General features: G+C 65.5%; 14 protein-coding genes and 3 pseudogenes. 6 read left to right on the top strand and 11 right to left on the bottom strand.

What is annotated here, in order from left to right; all coding sequences use genetic code 11:
* Window positions 1-17: 17 nt before the first annotated feature.
* Together ABZ796_RS09595 and ABZ796_RS09590 are read right to left on the bottom strand one after the other, a co-directional pair.
* The gene (locus tag ABZ796_RS09595) at window positions 18-1577 is read right to left on the bottom strand and encodes a cation acetate symporter (RefSeq protein ID WP_357336459.1); all 1560 of its coding nucleotides are present in this window, start codon (window positions 1575-1577) and stop codon (window positions 18-20) included.
* Window positions 1574-1918: a DUF485 domain-containing protein gene (locus tag ABZ796_RS09590; protein ID WP_357336457.1), complete on the bottom strand. Its 345-nt coding sequence runs from the start codon at window positions 1916-1918 to the stop codon at window positions 1574-1576. The genes ABZ796_RS09595 and ABZ796_RS09590 overlap by 4 nt, the downstream gene beginning before the upstream one ends.
* Window positions 1919-2026: 108 nt before the next feature.
* Between ABZ796_RS09590 and ABZ796_RS09585 the strand changes: the two genes are divergently transcribed.
* Window positions 2027-2662 (top strand): TetR family transcriptional regulator, encoded by a 636-nt coding sequence (locus ABZ796_RS09585; RefSeq protein WP_357336455.1) that lies wholly within the window; start codon window positions 2027-2029, stop codon window positions 2660-2662.
* On the opposite strand, the gene ABZ796_RS09580 is transcribed toward ABZ796_RS09585, so the two are convergent.
* The gene (locus tag ABZ796_RS09580; protein ID WP_357336454.1) at window positions 2652-3278 is read right to left on the bottom strand and encodes a TetR/AcrR family transcriptional regulator; all 627 of its coding nucleotides are present in this window, start codon (window positions 3276-3278) and stop codon (window positions 2652-2654) included. The genes ABZ796_RS09585 and ABZ796_RS09580 overlap by 11 nt on opposite strands.
* A 137-nt stretch (window positions 3279-3415) precedes the next feature.
* Here ABZ796_RS09580 and ABZ796_RS09575 point away from each other — a divergent pair, with 137 nt between their 5' ends.
* Genes ABZ796_RS09575 through ABZ796_RS09565 form a run of 3 tightly spaced genes read left to right on the top strand, consistent with a single transcriptional unit; the run spans window position 3416 to window position 7663 of the window.
* The gene (locus tag ABZ796_RS09575; protein ID WP_357336452.1) at window positions 3416-5002 is read left to right on the top strand and encodes a class I adenylate-forming enzyme family protein; all 1587 of its coding nucleotides are present in this window, start codon (window positions 3416-3418) and stop codon (window positions 5000-5002) included.
* Between the two features lie 7 nt (window positions 5003-5009).
* The gene (locus ABZ796_RS09570; protein WP_357336451.1) at window positions 5010-6182 is read left to right on the top strand and encodes an alcohol dehydrogenase catalytic domain-containing protein; all 1173 of its coding nucleotides are present in this window, start codon (window positions 5010-5012) and stop codon (window positions 6180-6182) included.
* Window positions 6179-7663: an NAD-dependent succinate-semialdehyde dehydrogenase gene (locus ABZ796_RS09565; protein ID WP_357336450.1), complete on the top strand. Its 1485-nt coding sequence runs from the start codon at window positions 6179-6181 to the stop codon at window positions 7661-7663. The genes ABZ796_RS09570 and ABZ796_RS09565 overlap by 4 nt, the downstream gene beginning before the upstream one ends.
* A 103-nt stretch (window positions 7664-7766) precedes the next feature.
* On the opposite strand, the pseudogene ABZ796_RS09560 reads toward ABZ796_RS09565, so the two are convergent.
* The 8 genes and pseudogenes from ABZ796_RS09560 to ABZ796_RS09525 form a co-directional block, all read right to left on the bottom strand.
* Window positions 7767-8012, bottom strand: a pseudogene (locus ABZ796_RS09560) (integrase core domain-containing protein); the annotation flags it as partial.
* A 61-nt stretch (window positions 8013-8073) separates the two neighbouring features.
* Window positions 8074-9269 (bottom strand): annotated as a pseudogene (locus tag ABZ796_RS09555) (IS30 family transposase).
* A 10-nt stretch (window positions 9270-9279) separates the two neighbouring features.
* Window positions 9280-9726 carry a DDE-type integrase/transposase/recombinase gene (locus ABZ796_RS09550; protein ID WP_357336449.1) on the bottom strand — a complete coding sequence of 149 codons (447 nt, stop codon included), beginning with the start codon at window positions 9724-9726 and terminating at the stop codon, window positions 9280-9282.
* Window positions 9714-9863: a hypothetical protein gene (locus ABZ796_RS09545; RefSeq protein WP_357336448.1), complete on the bottom strand. Its 150-nt coding sequence runs from the start codon at window positions 9861-9863 to the stop codon at window positions 9714-9716. Before ABZ796_RS09545 ends, ABZ796_RS09550 begins: the two co-directional genes overlap by 13 nt.
* Window positions 9864-10223: 360 nt before the next feature.
* Window positions 10224-11380 (bottom strand): annotated as a pseudogene (locus ABZ796_RS09540) (IS3 family transposase).
* A gap of 146 nt (window positions 11381-11526) precedes the next feature.
* Window positions 11527-12204: a helix-turn-helix domain-containing protein gene (locus ABZ796_RS09535; protein WP_357336447.1), complete on the bottom strand. Its 678-nt coding sequence runs from the start codon at window positions 12202-12204 to the stop codon at window positions 11527-11529.
* Between the two features lie 101 nt (window positions 12205-12305).
* Window positions 12306-12620, bottom strand: a complete 315-nt coding sequence (locus tag ABZ796_RS09530) for an SMR family transporter (protein WP_357336446.1) — start codon at window positions 12618-12620, stop codon at window positions 12306-12308.
* A 515-nt stretch (window positions 12621-13135) separates the two neighbouring features.
* Window positions 13136-13561, bottom strand: coding sequence for a tannase/feruloyl esterase family alpha/beta hydrolase (locus ABZ796_RS09525; protein ID WP_357336498.1), 426 nt, complete (start codon window positions 13559-13561; stop codon window positions 13136-13138).
* Between the two features lie 687 nt (window positions 13562-14248).
* On the opposite strand from ABZ796_RS09525, the gene ABZ796_RS09520 reads away from it, so the two are divergent.
* Window positions 14249-14866, top strand: coding sequence for a TetR/AcrR family transcriptional regulator (locus ABZ796_RS09520; RefSeq protein ID WP_357336445.1), 618 nt, complete (start codon window positions 14249-14251; stop codon window positions 14864-14866).
* A 124-nt stretch (window positions 14867-14990) separates the two neighbouring features.
* Entirely contained in the window at window positions 14991-15341 is a 351-nt protein-coding gene (locus tag ABZ796_RS09515) for a UBP-type zinc finger domain-containing protein (protein WP_357336443.1), read from the top strand.
* Window positions 15342-15348 lie beyond the last annotated feature (7 nt).

The raw sequence follows: 15348 nt of genomic DNA, 5'->3' as shown, positions 1-15348 counted from the left end.
CACACACTCTGAGCAGGTCAGTGCGACGTCGGCTCCTCTGCACCGATACCGGCCTGAGAGCGCACGAGCAACTCGTAGTAGGTGCTCTCGTCCTCGACCCTGCGGGGCGTCAGCACGGTGCCCAGCCAGCAGCAGAAGAAGCCGAACGGGATCGAGACGAGCACCGGGAACGTCAGCGGGAACGGAGCAGCACTCTCACCGCCCGGCCAGACCTGCGGCCCCAGCATGATCAGGACGACGGCCGCAGCCAGGCCGCCAAGGATCCCCACGAGCGCACCCGGGGTGTTGAACCGACGCCAGCCCATGCAGAGCACGAGAGCGGGGAAGTTCGCGCTTGCGGCAACAGAGAGGGCCAGACCCACCAGCAGGGCGACGTTGAGGGAGTCTCCGAGCAAGATGGTGAGCAGGATCGCAACGACACCGACAGCCAAGGCCGAGATCCGCGCAACAGCAGTCCCCTCTCGCTCGGCGGCGCCGGCGTTCGGCCGAAACACGTTGAACCACAGATCGTGCGAGATTGCACCTGACGCCGACAGCAGCAGCCCGGCGACGACGGCAAGGATGGTCGCGAAGGCGACGGCGCTCACCAGCGCGATGAAGACGTCGCCCCCGAAGGTCCCCTCTCCTCCCCCGAGGTGCTGCGCAAGCAGGGGCGCAGCAAGGTTGCCGCCCGCAGTCGCCTCCTCCGAGCCCGCAGGAAGCAGGGCCCGAGCGCCGTAGCCGATGATGGACGTCATCACGAAGAATGCACCGATCAGACCGACCGCCCAGCCCACGGACCGTCGCGCAGCCTGCGCGTCCGGAACGGTGAAGAACCGGATCAGGATGTGCGGCAGGGCAGCGGTGCCGATTGCGTAGGCGACTCCGGCCGAGAGCGTGTTCAACGGGTTCGGGTTGGATCCGCCCGGGCCGAGGTACTTGTCTCCGAGCGGGTGGTTGGCAGCGGCAGAGTCGAACAGATCGAGCACGTTGAAGTGGAACTGCCACAAGATGGCGACAGTCATCGCCGCGCCGACCATGAGGAGCATCACGGCCTTCACGATCTGCACCCAAGTCGTGGCGAGCATTCCACCGAAGACGACATACCCGAGCATCGCAACACCGGTGAGGATGACGGCCGGAACGAAGCTCATTCCGGTGAGCGCTCTAACAAGAAGGCCGGCACCCACCAGCTGTGCAACGAGGTAGAAGATGACCACGACGAGCGTGGTGGTTGCGGCTGCAGCTCGCACCGGCCTGCGCGAGAGCCGGAACGACAACACATCGGCAATGGTGTACTGGCCGGCGTTCCTCATGCGCTCTGCGAAGAGCATCAAGATCAGCAAGAACGAGAAGATCGCCGCAGTCGCGAGCACCCAACCATCGAATCCGGACAGGTAGATCAGACCGGTGAACCCAAGGAACGTTGCCGCGGACATGAGGTCGCCGGCGATGGCCAGTCCGTTCTGACGGCCAGTCACCGACCGTCCTGCGGCGAAAAATTCGCTGGTGGTGGTTGTCCGGCGCGACGCCCAGATGGTGATCGCCAGGGTCACGATCAGGATGGCAGCGAAGAAGAAGAGTCGTGTGCCGTTCATGCGCGAGCCTCCGTAGTGCCGGTAGACACAGCGGCCGCCACCGCGACCTGCATAGGATCGAAGACCCTTCGTGACGTGCGAAGGTACGCAGCAGCAAGGCACCACACGAGGACGAACTGCGAGAGCCCGAGAACGTAGGCCACCGTCAGACCAGGCGCAATGACGGTCTGCATGAAGCCGTGGGCGTAGCTGGTGAGGAGCAGGAAGCCACCGAACCACGCAACGGCCAGGCCAAGCGCGAGAGCAACGAAACCTCGACGACGCGCGACGAGGTTCTGAAATCCCGCGGAGTGCGCGACAGCTCTGTAGTCGACGACGGGTGGAGTTGGCGAGAAGGGCATTTCGGACACCTTTCGGTATATACTAACGGGCGTTAGTTAGTACACTGTGAGGCGTGATACGCGTCACGTCAAGACCCTGACCTGCGACTCGAGGAGCGGTTGACCGGAATGAAGGACGTCAGCGCCAACCTGCGCCCAACCAGACGCATCGACCGTCGCTCCGCGGGTGTTGCCCCGGTCACGGGTGCTGATGTATACGAGGCCGCGCTTACCGCTTTTGCCGATCGCGGCTACTTTGGTACGTCCCTGAAGGACATCGCGAACGCTGTCGGGCTTCAAGCACCCAGCCTCTACAACCACATCTCGTCGAAGGCAGACCTGCTCTCCGAGATCGTGCTCGACACACTCTCGACCGTGTTCGCGGACTTCGAGGCCGCCGTCGCAGCGCACGACAATCCCGTGGACCAACTCCGCGAAGCGACGTACGTGTATGCGCTACACCACGCTACGCATCGACGCGAGACCATGGTCGTCAACCAGGACGCGCGCCACCTGGAAGGCAAGAGCCTGGAACAGGCTCAGGACATGCGCCGCACCCACGAGAGAGATTTCCGCCGCCTGATCGCCGACGGGATCAAGGACGGTTACTTCCAACACCCGTCGCCCAAGCTGGCCTCGTTTGCGATTCGCGAGATGTGCGTCAGCGTTGCACGTTGGTTTCACGATCAAGGCGACCTCAAACCGGAGGACGTCGCACGGACATACGCCAGCCAGGCGCTCCGAGTCGTCGGAGTTACGCCTTGACAGGCACGTCCCCCTTGGCAATCCGCAGGGCATAGAGGCTGTACTGCTTGGCCACTTCCTCAGCGCTGAACCGGTCGTCGACATGGAACCAGCGGGCGATGGACACACACATCTCCAACACAGCGAAGGAGACCAAGGAGGCCGGCTGATCGGCGAACACGCTGGCGTCGATGCCCTCTTGGACGAGACCGCGAATCGCATGCTCGTGTCGCCGGCGGAGCTCGAGGACCTCTGACAGAACCGGCTCTTCGAGACTCGAGACATCCCGGTTGACAACAATGGCCTCGCGGCGCCGGCGGGCATGCCGCAACGCGTACACGTACACCGCCTTCTCCAACCGTTCCTCGACGCCGTCGATGCCGGCCGTCACTTCGACAAAGTCTTGCCACACCTCACGAGTGGTGTCGCCGACGATCTCTTGAAGCAGGCCCTGCTTGCCACTCATGTGGTTGTACAGGCTCGGCGTCCTGATCTGCAGACGGCTGGCGATCTCCTTCACCGAGGTGCCGTGGTACCCCCGCTCGGCAAAGAGCGTCAGCGCCGTGTCGAGCACGACAGCAGGCGAGACGACTCCGCGCTCCTCCCTGCTCACCGGCGGATCGAGTGAAAATGCCACGCCTCGCAGCCTAGCCGCCGGCGCCATCGCCCACACAGCGCCCCACCCAACGAGCGTTCAGTAGTCGCGACCCTAGCCAAGAGATGTGACGACGGTTATAGTGCAACTAACTAACACTCATTAGTTTAGGAGGCCCCGTGATCGACACCGACGTGATCGCACCGATCCCAGCCCTGCTGGCCAAGCACGCCGCTGAGCGCCCGACTCAGGTCGCATTCAGGGATCTCCACCGCGAGATCACCTACGCAGACCTCGACGCTCGGACAGCGAGCCTGGCCGGCCACCTGCTCGATCTTGGCCTGGGCCCCGAGCAACGTCTTCTCATGTACCTCGACAACTCCGTCGAAGTCGTCGAGGGATACCTGGCGGCCCCCCGAGCCGGCATCGTCACCGTGTGCGCGAATCCCACAGCAACGCGCCCTGAACTGTCTTACATCGCCGAGAACTCCCAAGCGCGCATGATTCTGACCGACCCGGCGCACCTCGACGTCGCGCTCGACGCCGCCCAGAGCACGCTCGGGCTCAACACCGTCATCCTGACCGGCAGCGACGAGCAGCTGATAACCTCAGACGGCGACAGCGACGTTCATATCGTTCACTACGACGACCTGATGCGCGCCACCCCGCGCACCGCAGCGCCCGACGCGACCGAGGTCGACGCGTGGAGCTGGATGCTCTACACGAGTGGCACCACCGGCCGCCCCAAGGGAGTCCACCTGTCCCAGCGCGGTTGCATGTGGGTGGTCGCTGCCTGCTGGATCCCGGTGGCAGGTCTGAACGCGAACGACCACCTGCTGTCGTGCCTTCCCCTGTTCCACTCCTATGCCCTGGTGCTGTCCGTAGTCGGCGTCACCGCTTCGGGAGCGAAGGCCACCCTGCTGCCCAAGTTCTCCCCCAGTGACGTGGTGTCACGGCTGGCCAACGAAGGCGTGACGGTCTTTCCCGGAGTCCCCACCATGTTCCAGTACCTGTTGAACAGCCGTACGCCAGCGGCATCTCTCAACGCTCCCGACCTCCGTCTGTGTATCTCGGCGGGAGCCATCATGTCCGGCTCATTGAACGAGGAGTTCGAAGGCTACGCCGGCGTCCCGCTCCTCGACGGCTATGGGATCACCGAGACCTCGACGATGGTCACCATGAATGCCCCAACGGGTGGGCGCATCCCGGGCTCGTGCGGCGTACCTCTGCCAGGCGTCGCCGTTCGTTTCGTCGGCAGCGACGGCACCGACGTCCCTCAAGGCACCGAGGGCGAACTGTGGGTCCAGGGTCCGAACGTCATGCAGGGCTACCACGAGCTGCCCGAGGCGACCGCGGCCGCGCTGTCCAACGGCTGGTACCGCACTGGCGACCTCGGCAGGCGCGACGCCAACGGCTTCATCACCATCACTGGACGGGTCAAGGAGCTCATCATCAGGGCCGGCGAGAACATCTCCCCCGCCGAGATCGAAGAGGTCATCTTCACGTGCCCCGGAGTGGCCGACGTAGCGGTCGTCGGAGAGCCCCACCCGGACCTGGGCGAGGTGCCCGTCGCCTTCGTGGTGCCCGCCGAGGGTCACCACCTCGACCACGACCAGATCCTCTCGACGTGTCGCGACAACCTCGCCTACTTCAAGGTGCCGGAGCGCCTCGTCGTGGCCAAGGAGATCCCCCGTACTGGCTCGGGGAAGATCCGCCGCTTCGAGCTGAAGAGCGACAAGCCCGAGGCCAGCCTGACGGCCCGCTGACGACCGGATGGCCCGAGCACGCAGATCTCGCTCGGCGCCCACCACTCATGGAAGGAAAACCGTGCACATTACAGGAGCAGTTCTCGAGCGGACCGGAGACCCGGTTCCCTACACCCAGAGCCAACCGCTGACCGTCGGCGAGCTGGAGCTGGATGGACCGGGTCCCCGAGAGGTCCTCGTACGCATGGAGGCCGCCGGCGTCTGCCACTCGGACCTCTCAGTCGTCGACGGCAACCGTCGACGCCCCCTGCCCATGCTGCTGGGCCACGAAGGGGCGGGCATCGTCGAAGAAGTTGGTCGCGACGTCCGTGGCCTCAAGCCAGGCCAAAGAGTCGTCATGACATTCCTCCCGCGGTGCGAGGACTGCGCCGGCTGCGCGACGCAGGGCATCCGGCCGTGCATCGCCGGCAGCGCCAGCAACGAGGTGGGCACACTTCTCGACGGCGACATCCGCCTACGTCGCGGTTCGGAGACCATCCGTCACCACCTCGGGGTGTCTGCGTTCGCGACCCACGCTGTGGTGGACGAGCGCTCGGTCGTCCCGGTGGGCAACGACGTACCGCCATCGGTCGCCGCACTGCTCGGGTGCGCCGTGCTGACCGGCGGCGGCACGGTCCTCAACGCTGGAAAGCCGAAACCCGGCCAACGCGTGGCAGTGGTCGGACTCGGTGGCGTGGGATTGGCGGCCCTCATCACTGCCCTCGCTCTCGACGACGTGGAAGTGATCGGAGTCGACGGGGTGGACCACAAGCTGCGCGCCGCGGAGAAGCTCGGCGCTTCTGCCACCTACACGCCGGCAGATGCGGCCGACAACAGCGTCCGTGCAGATATCGTGATCGAAGCCGCCGGTAACGCCCGTGCCTTCGAGACTGCCGTCGATCTGACCGACGCCGGAGGCACGACGATCACCGTGGGGCTTCCCGCCCCCGATGCCCGCTCTTCCATCTCCCCGCTTGCTCTCGTCGCCGGCGGTCGCTCCATCGTCGGCAGCTACCTCGGTTCGGCGGTGCCGAGTCGTGACGTCGAGATTTTCGCCGACCTGTGGCGCCAGTCGCGACTGCCTGTCGAGCAGCTCGTCTCCGACACTGTTCCGCTGCGCGACATCAACAAGGCCATGGACAGCCTGGCCGCGGGCACCGCACTGCGCCAGATCATCGACCTCGAAGGATCCCACTCATGACCACAGAAGCCGACCTCGTGGAACGGGACCTGATCACCCGCGTTCCCACGGACCTCTTCATCGGCGGCGAATGGCGGCCGTCCAGCTCAGGCAAGGTGTTCGATGTCGAGGACCCCGCGACGGGCAGCACCCTGACGCAGGTCGCCGACGCGACTCCCGCCGACGGACTCGCAGCCCTCGACGCGGCTTCCGAAGCCCAGGCGTCCTGGTCCAAGGTCTCCCCGCGTGAACGTGGAGAGATCCTGAGGACAGCCTTCGAGATGGTCACCGAGCACGCCGACGACTTCGCGTTGCTCATGACTCTGGAGATGGGCAAGCCACTTCCTGAAGCACGGGGCGAGGTCACCTACGGCGCCGAGTTTCTGCGCTGGTTCTCGGAGGAAGCGGTGCGAGTCGGCGGTCGCTACGCGATTGCCCCCGACGGCGTGACACGGCTGATGGTTCACAAGAGGCCAGTCGGCCCGTGCCTGCTCATCACGCCGTGGAACTTCCCGCTGGCCATGGCCACGCGCAAGATCGCACCGGCAGTCGCAGCCGGATGCACGATGGTTCTCAAGCCCGCCGCCCTGACCCCGCTGACGACTCTCCTCCTGACCTCGGTGTTCCAGGAGGCCGGCTTACCGCCAGGTGTTCTCAACGTCGTACCGACCTCCGCCGCACGCGCACTGAGCACCCCGCTCCTCCAGGACGCACGGTTGCGGAAGGTGTCCTTCACCGGCTCGACCCCCGTTGGCCGCGACCTGCTGCGACAGAGCGCCGACAACGTTCTGCGGACCTCCATGGAGCTCGGAGGCAACGCCCCGTTTCTCGTGTTCGAGGACGCCGACCTCGATGCAGCCGTCGAAGGTGCCCTGAAGGCAAAGCTGCGCAACATGGGCGAGGCCTGCACGGCTGCCAACCGATTCATCGTCCACGAGTCCGTGGCCGACGAGTTCGGTCGCCGCCTGGCCAAGGCCATGGGCGGCCTCTTCGTTACACGCGGAACGCAGGATGGGGCGCAGATCGGGCCGCTCATCGATGCCCGCAGCCGCACCGCTGTCCATAAGCTCGTCACCGAGGCCCGTACGTCCGGCGCTCGCGTGCTCACCGGCGGCGAACCGCAGAACGGCCCGGGATACTTCTACCCCCCAACAGTGCTGGCCGACGTGCCCAGCCAGGCTCGTATCTTGTCCGAGGAGATCTTCGGCCCGGTGGCGCCCATCGTCACCTTCAGCCAGGAGGCTGAGGCCGTCGAGCTGGCCAACAACACCGAGTACGGGCTCGCTGCCTACGTGTACACGCGCGACGTGGCACGCAGCCTTCGCCTGTCCGAGTCGGTCGAATCCGGGATGCTCGGCATCAACACCGGAATCATTTCAAACCCCGCTGCGCCGTTCGGCGGGGTCAAGCAGTCGGGCCTGGGGCGCGAAGGCGGCAGCGAAGGGATCGAGGAGTACCTCGAGACTCGCTACGTAGGGTTCGCGGACCCGAGCGCCAACTAAAAGTCCCGAACGGCTCACTGGCCCAAGAAGCTGGGTCGGCCGCCCGATATCGGATGGCCGACCCCTGAGCGCCCCGGGTTCCCTGCCGCTTCTGTACGGGTTGCGGCTCTCGGTTGAGGGCTGCGTAGTGGGCGGTTTCGAACTCTACTGGGGTCATCATGCCAAGAGACCCGTGGAGTCGTCGCTGGTTGTACCAGTCGACCCAGGCACTGGTGGCGTACTCGACATCAGCGATGGTCTTGTACGGCCCGTCGTGGAAGAACATCGTGCGGATGCACTCGGATTTGTTCAGGCCGTTGATCGTCTCCATCAGCGCGTTGTCGCCGCAGGCACCGACCTTGCCCATCGAGCCGACCAGGTCGTGACGGCCCAGCGCAGCCACGAACTTTCGGGATCTGAACTGACCAGACTCAACCGGTGGAAGCAACACCAGCTTGTTGAGCCAGCCGTAGCTGCTCATCCAGCCCCTCTACTGGAGTCTTCCAGCCAAGGACCTTTCGTGGCCTGCTGTTGAGTATCGCAGCGACAGGCTCGATCTCCTCGGCGCTCCAGCGGGATAGGCCGGTGCCCTTCGGGAAGTACTGGCGCAACAGGCCGTTGGTGTTCTCGTTGGTGCCCCGCTGCCACGGTGAGTGGGGGTCAGCGAAGTAGACCGCGATCTCGGTCTCGACCTTGAACTGCGCGTGCGCGGAGAGCTCCTTGCCACGATCCCAGGTCAGCGAATGCCTCGGCTGCGTGGGCAGCGTGGTCATCGTCGCGGCGAGCGCGCCTTTCATCGCAACCGCGCCCTAGCCGGACAGCGCGGGACCGTTCTTCGCCCGCAGCATGGTGCTGTAGCCCTCGCCGCGTGGCAGGTGGACCACCATCGTGTATCTGGTCGCCCGCTCCACCAGGGTCCCGATCGCCGATCGGTTCAGCCCGATGATCAAGTCTCCTTCCCAATGCCCGGGAACGGCACGGTCCTCGACCTCGGCGGGTCGTTCGCTGAGCACCACGTCAGGGGTGAGGTGACCGCCCGGCTTACTCTGTGATCGTGCTCGAGGAACACGTAGGGCACGCCCGGTACGCAGGCAGGCAACCAGGTCGCGATTGAGTGCGCCACGTCCCTGGATGTAGAGGGCCTGGTAGATCGCCTCGTGACTGATCCGCATGGATTCATCATCGGGGAAGTCGACCTTGAGCCGGTTCGCGATCTGCTCAGGACTCCACGCTGATGCCCACGCCCGGTCTTGAGGACGCGGCTTGTTTCTCCCTTTCCACGCCGCTACCTCGGGACCGGCGACCACCGTGCCATCGGGGCGACGAAGCTGACCCGAAAGTCGGTCCCGGACGTAGCCCCGCAACCGCGGGTTGACCACCAACTTGGGTGTCTCGGGCGCCGGGCCATCAACTCGGCCTTCCACTGCGCGACCGAAGCACGATACTCGAGCTTCGCGGAACGTGTGGCTGCGTTGCGAGGCAACTCGCGAGAGATCGTCGCGGGACTCCGCCCCAGCTCCCGGGCGATCGGACGGACCCCGAGCCCGCCGGCATTCAACAGCGCGATCTCCTCACGCTCGGCAAACGACAGGAACCTTTCCGACGGCGCGGACAGATCGATCAGCATCCCGCCACGCTCACGGAACCACCGCGACCCCACCGGCCCCGACACGCCGCATGCCACCGCGGCGTCCTCGCTGGTCATCCCCGCGGCGATCTTCACCCAGAACACGCGCTCGACATCCCTGCGAATCAGCGGACGACCAGGCGACCTCATCGCCGGCCGACCCGTCTGAGTCACCATCCAACCCTCTAAACGTCCCATCAACACCTCCATCATCAAGGTGTTGCGACAACCGATTGAGTTCGCCCTGGACTCCTCTGCCGCTGTGATGGACCAGGCCCGTGACGTCGCGGCCGGCCCGCTGCCGTGCCCACAGGCCCATGTCGAGGGCGTCCAAGGCCAGGTCGGTGCGCAGGCTGGTCGACACTTGCCAGCCCACGATCATCCTGCTGAAGACGTCGAGGACGAACGCGACATAGGTCCAGCCGGCGTGTGTTCTGATGTAGGTCAGGTCGGCCACCCAAACAGCTGGTTCGGCGCGGTCGCGGTGAACTTGCGCTTGACCAGATCCTTTGACCGTTCGGTCTCAGCACCCTCGCCGATGGTGGTCTTGCGGGACTTGTCGCGCCGCATCCCGCGCGGCCCCTCGGCGCGCATGAGTCGCTCGACCGTGCACCGAGCGACCTTGACGCCCTTGCGGTTGAGCTCCGCCGCGAAGAAAAGCCGAGGCCGTCTTCAAGATGTGGTTGGCACCTCGCAGCTCACGGTTCTCCCGCTCGAGCTCAGCGATCCGCTTGGCAGCCTCGCTCGTGGTGCCCGGACGCAGACCCTCATCGATCTCGGTGCGCTTGACCCACGTGCGCAGCGTCTCGGGATCACGCCGCACGCCCACGACCATCCGGATCGCCCGCTCACGAAACTCGTCGGGGTACTTCTTGGGTGCTGCCATGACTCTCATCCTTGCGTGGAATGAGAGTGGTCTGTCCCGGGTTCCTCGGAGTCGAGATTCCTGGATTCTCATGCCACGGTGATGGTGTCGTTGCGCTCGAACTCTATCGGTGTGAGCCAGCCGAGTTGGCTGTGGCGGCGTCGCCGGTTGTGCCAGATCTCGAGGTAGTCGAACATCGCGTTGGCGAGTTCGATGCGAGTCTTCCACTTCTTTCGGTCGAGAAGTTCGACCTGCATGCGTGACCAGAACGACTCGATCATTGAGTTGTCGTAGCAGTCGCCCACGCTGCCCATCGACGGCACCAGGCCGGAGGCTTTGGCGCGGTCGGTGAAGGCCCAGGATCCGAATTGGACGCCCTGGTCGGAGTGGATCACTGTGCCGGCCCTCGTGGTCTTCCCGAGCCTGTTGTCGATTGCCATGCCGAGTGCGTTGGTCACCAGTGCAGCGGTCGGCGAGGCGTCGATGGACCAGCCGACGACCCGCCGGGAGTAGGTGTCCAGGACGACGCAGCAGTAGACCTTGCCTTCCCGGGTGGGGTGCTCGGTGATGTCGGTGACCCACTGCTGGTTCGGGCCGCTCCTGGCGAAGTCACGGTTGACCTTGTCGGTTGCGATGCTGTCGGGCTTGCTCCGTTTCCACTTCGGTCGTCCGGTGACACCGCGTAGGCCGGCGCGCTGCATCAGCAGCTCGACCTGGCCGTGCCCGACCGCGATGCCGTGCCCGAGCATGAGTTCGGCGTGGACGCGTCGCCCACCGTAGATTCCGCGGGACTCGATGTGGATCTGGGCGATCAGATCCGTGAGCCAGGCGCGCCGAACGGCGCGTTCAGACGGGGCTCGCTTCAGACGTTCGTAGTAGCCCGACTCCGACACCGCCAGCACTCGGCAGGCCACTTGGGCAGGGATCTTCTCGGCGACCATCACCTCGACCGCCGAGAACCGCCTTTTGGGCTCGCCTCCTCCCGCAGCAGCTCCACGGCACGGCGAGCCGCCTTCAACTCGGTCTCGAGTTCAGCAATCCGCTTGTTCGCCGCGGTCAGCTCGGACTTCTCCTTGCTCGTCAGGCCCGGCACGAGGCCCTTGTCGATCCGGTCCTGGCGCCGCCAGGTGTAGATCGACTGCTCGCTGATGTCGAGGTCGTGCGCGACCTGCGCAACGGTTCGGCCCTCCTCGAGCAGGTCGAGAACCTTACGGCGAAACTCCGGCGGGTAACCCCGTCTTCCCACTTTGCCTCCTGGCGTCAGGCACCAGAATCCAGAAACTCGGACGCCGTAGAACCCGGGACACACCAGAACCACGAAACCCGGGGCGATTCACCGGGGTCGTACACCACTCTCTAGGACTCCACCAGGGCGCGGTCGGACTCATCCGGTCATTGCACACCATCATCGGCATGGGCCAGTACATGATGAATCGTCTTCTCTGACACTCCACACTGACGAAGGCATGCGGCAGCGATCGTCTTGGTCGTGTTGGGATCGATCTCACCCACAGCTCGCATGCTGGTGACCGCATCCGCGAGCTGTACCAGCAGTTCACCGAGCCCATACTCGTCCAGGCAATGTGCAAGTTCCGTCGGTGCCGCACGCATGCCGGCATGCCCATAGATCGCGGTGAGCTCGCCACGCAGCCCTGCGAACTGGCCGTAGACGGGTGAGGCGATGACGTCGGGCAACCGGTAGAGGACACCGATGTTGTGCGGCATCGCGGCAAGAGCGCTCACGTCGCTGGCTGCCAGTTGATACAGAGCCATGGCAGGTGCGACCCCGTCGAGAGCCGCCGCGATCACGCGAGCGCGTTCGACGCGGTGCCGGAAGGAGCGGCGCAGCAGTTCAGCAAGAAGGTCCTCCTTGCCGTCGAAGTGGTAGTAGAGAGAGGCCTGACGCATCCCGGCAAGCTCCGCGACCTCGCGGGTGGTCGTTCCGGCGTAGCCCTGGCCGACGAACGTCTCTGCGGCCGAGTCGAGGAGCTGCTCCTGAGGGTTCGCCGCACGCGGTCCTGGCAGCCGGCGTGGACGGCCGGGGCCCGGTCGCGGCGAGATGTGTGTCAACGTACGATCGCCTATTTCTTCCAGTGGTGGGCATATGCGTGGGATGCAGACTTCGCCAGCTTCGGGAGAGTCAGGCTCCCGAAGCCAGCGGTGAAGACAAGTCAGTGGGTGAGCTTCAAACCGATGACGCAGCCGACGAGCCCGACCACGAGCAGGACCCGGACCACGCTTATCGAGTCGGTGGACCACACCATCGAGTAGGCAACGGTCAAGGCCACCCCGATCCCCACCCAGACCGCGTAAGCCGTTCCTACCGGCACGGATTGCATGGCGTATGCCAGGCCACCCATGCTGGCCGCCAGCGCCACTACGAAGACGGCCACGGGGACAGGCCGCTGGAATCCGTCGGTGCGCGCCAGGGCAAGCGCCCAGACGGCCTCGAGTACTCCTGATATAGCAAGGACCAGCCAGGGCAACTCGAGCCGCCTTTTCTATAGGTTGACAGGTGAGCAAAGGGGGCGTAAGTTTCGCACGCGTTTCGCGAAAGTCAAGAGCGCTACGTCACCACGACCGTGCGGCGGCCCTACCGGCGAGCCCATGTGTCGCTGGCCGGTCATTTGAGTGACCGTTGGCCCCAGACTGCGCACCCTCCCGGCTTCCCCGCTCACAGCGACTGACCATGGCGACGAACCAACGCCTCCAGGTTGCGGAAGGTGGCTCCGGGTAGCTTTCGGTCATCTGCCGCACGTGCCCACCGGCTACCGCAGTCTGGCCCCTCAGCACGGACGTGACGACGAACAGCGTCAGCGTTCATCGACCCGGCGATTCCATTCGTCGTGAAGACCAGGTTCTCGGTCCAGGATCGTTTCACCTCAGTCGTGATCCGCAATGGCCTCCTCGGTGTGGAACTGGAGCGCGAGGCCATCGACCGCGACCACGCCAGGGTCGCTGGCGAAGAACTCATCCGTGGCGTACTGGCCGGCACCATCGACTACACCGCCGAACGATCCGCCATCGAACGACGTGGACTCACCGGCGACCTCGTCGCTGGCGCACTCGTCCCCAGCGGGCCAACCGCTTGGCCTGTCCACGACCTCCACCATTTGCCGGCACTTCGCGACGTCGCACCACCCATGGTCGACGTCTCCGGAGTGCTCCTTCTCGTGGCTCCAGACCATGACGAGCTGATCGAAACCGTCCGCCTCGCCACGGGCGAGACATCACACCCCTCCCCGCCGTTGCGATGGGCGACGCCGGGGAGCATGAACAGCCGGGCGAACTCCTGTGTGCGGGCCAGTCCGCCCATCTGCTTGGTGACCGCCTGGTAGTACGCGATGGTGCCGGTAGGAGGCACGGCCGGGTCGGCCTCACCGTGCCACATGATCAGCTTGCCGCCGTGCCGACGGAACTCGCTCAGGTCGGGGTTGATGGAGTCATAGATCCCCGAGACCCGGCCTGTGATCTCACGGAAGCTCTCTTCTCGGTGAACTGGATGTCGTCGAGCGTCAGCGACGGCCCCGGTCCCGGGTGGGCGAGCCAGCGCATCGTGTTCACGGCGAATCCCGCCTGGTTGGAGAGGTTCCTGGGCTCCGCGGAATGAGCCACCCCGCCCAGTCGAGCTCCGAACCGCGGGGCTGGGCGCCCGGATACATCAGCCGGTTCTTCTCGTCCCGCGCCCCACCATAGATCTTGCGGGCCGTCTCGAGCTGGACCGGCGTGAGGCAGAGCGCACGAATTGTCGTCCGAGCGGACCTGCTCTTATGCCCGTAAGGTCCACTCACCGAACCGCTCGCAGGCGCCAGCAGGAGAGTCGGCAAGACCACATCGGGTCGGCTCCCACCGGGATCGTCGCGAGACCGTATGACACCCGTCCGACAGGTCGACACATCGCACGAGACGCTCCCCAGCTCAGGCCGTGTTCCGCGTCACGCGATGCGCTCCCGGACGAGCCCCTGGGGGCATCGTACGATCAGCGCGGCGCTCGGCCGGCACGCCGGCCGGCGGCTCGTCGACACGCATACGGTCTGCTCGGGCTCGTCCCGTGCCTGTGGCAGGCTCGTTTGCCCTCCCCCGAAACCGACGCACCCGAACGTGCCAAGGAGAGATGCTCGTGACCAACCTCCACCCCACGCCGGTACCGGCCGGGCAGATGCGTGCTGCCATGATCGAGGCGGCTCGGCGGCTGTTGGAGGACTCCCCCACCCACGACATCTCGTCCAGTGAGGTCTGCGAATCCGTCGGTGTGGGAGAGCCGGTGCTGTACCGACACTTCGGCGACAAGAACGGACTCCTCAGCGCGGTCATCGACGAGCCGTTCAACCACTACATCGAACGTAAACGCTCCCGCGATCAGGGGGTCGACCCGGTGACCGAGCTCTATGCCTGTTGGGACGACTACCTCGACTTCGCGGCCGCCAACCCGGCGCTCTACCGACTCATGTTCTCCCCCACACTGCCCAAGGTGCCGGACGCGGCGGGGCGGATCTTCGTCCTGCTCACCGAGGCGCTCGACCGATGCGCAGTCGTCGGCGCACTACGCATCCCGAGCGGGGAAGCAGCGCAGATGATCCTCTCCGCGAACACCGGGGTCGCGTTGAGCATCCTCTCCCAGCCCGACCGGTTCGGTGATCCGAGGCTGTCCGAGCGCGTTCGTGATGCCGTCTTCGCCATCTGCCTCACTCGCGACGGGCACCAGCAAGAGGACGAAACCACCCAGGGCTGAGACCTGCCGCGGATCCGGGTCGTCGACAGTGTCGGCCGGGTGTCGAGGGTGGGGTTTCTCGCTCCCTCGGGGGCCATCGAAAAGAGCCAGGGTGCGGCGAACGCACGGCGGTAGCCTGTCCGATATGAACGGCGTCCAAGGGATCAATGCCACCCTCCGGCCGTCCGGCACCGGGTGTGCCGAGTGCACGGCGAGCGAGAACGGGTGGTGGCTTCACCTTCGCAGGTGTGCCGAGTGCGGACATGTGGGCTGCTGCGACAGCTCGCCGGCCCAGCATGCCACTCACCACTTCCGCGAGACCGGCCACCGTTACATGCAGAGCTTCGAGCCCGGCGAGGACTGGTTCTGGGACTTCGAGAGCCAGGAGGCCGTCCGCGGACCCGCTCTGGCGGACCCGACCAGTCGACCGGAGTCCCAGCCGTCGCCGGCGCCGGCGGATCGCGTGCCCGCGGACTGGCAGCGATATCTGCACTGAGTCCTGT

Source organism: Nocardioides sp. NPDC047086 (assembly GCF_040643685.1).
GTDB lineage: Bacteria > Actinomycetota > Actinomycetes > Propionibacteriales > Nocardioidaceae > Nocardioides.
This window is presented reverse-complemented; position numbering and strand designations above follow the sequence as displayed.

Coding starts and splice junctions, on each gene's coding strand:
- ABZ796_RS09595 (WP_357336459.1), bottom strand. CDS start 1,577: ATGAACGGCACACGACTCTTCTTCTTCGCTGCCATCCTGATCGTGACC.
- ABZ796_RS09590 (WP_357336457.1), bottom strand. CDS start 1,918: ATGCCCTTCTCGCCAACTCCACCCGTCGTCGACTACAGAGCTGTCGCG.
- ABZ796_RS09585 (WP_357336455.1), top strand. CDS start 2,027: ATGAAGGACGTCAGCGCCAACCTGCGCCCAACCAGACGCATCGACCGT.
- ABZ796_RS09570 (WP_357336451.1), top strand. CDS start 5,010: ATGGCCCGAGCACGCAGATCTCGCTCGGCGCCCACCACTCATGGAAGG.
- ABZ796_RS09565 (WP_357336450.1), top strand. CDS start 6,179: ATGACCACAGAAGCCGACCTCGTGGAACGGGACCTGATCACCCGCGTT.
- ABZ796_RS09545 (WP_357336448.1), bottom strand. CDS start 9,863: ATGCGCGCCGAGGGGCCGCGCGGGATGCGGCGCGACAAGTCCCGCAAG.
- ABZ796_RS09520 (WP_357336445.1), top strand. CDS start 14,249: ATGCTCGTGACCAACCTCCACCCCACGCCGGTACCGGCCGGGCAGATG.
- ABZ796_RS09515 (WP_357336443.1), top strand. CDS start 14,991: ATGAACGGCGTCCAAGGGATCAATGCCACCCTCCGGCCGTCCGGCACC.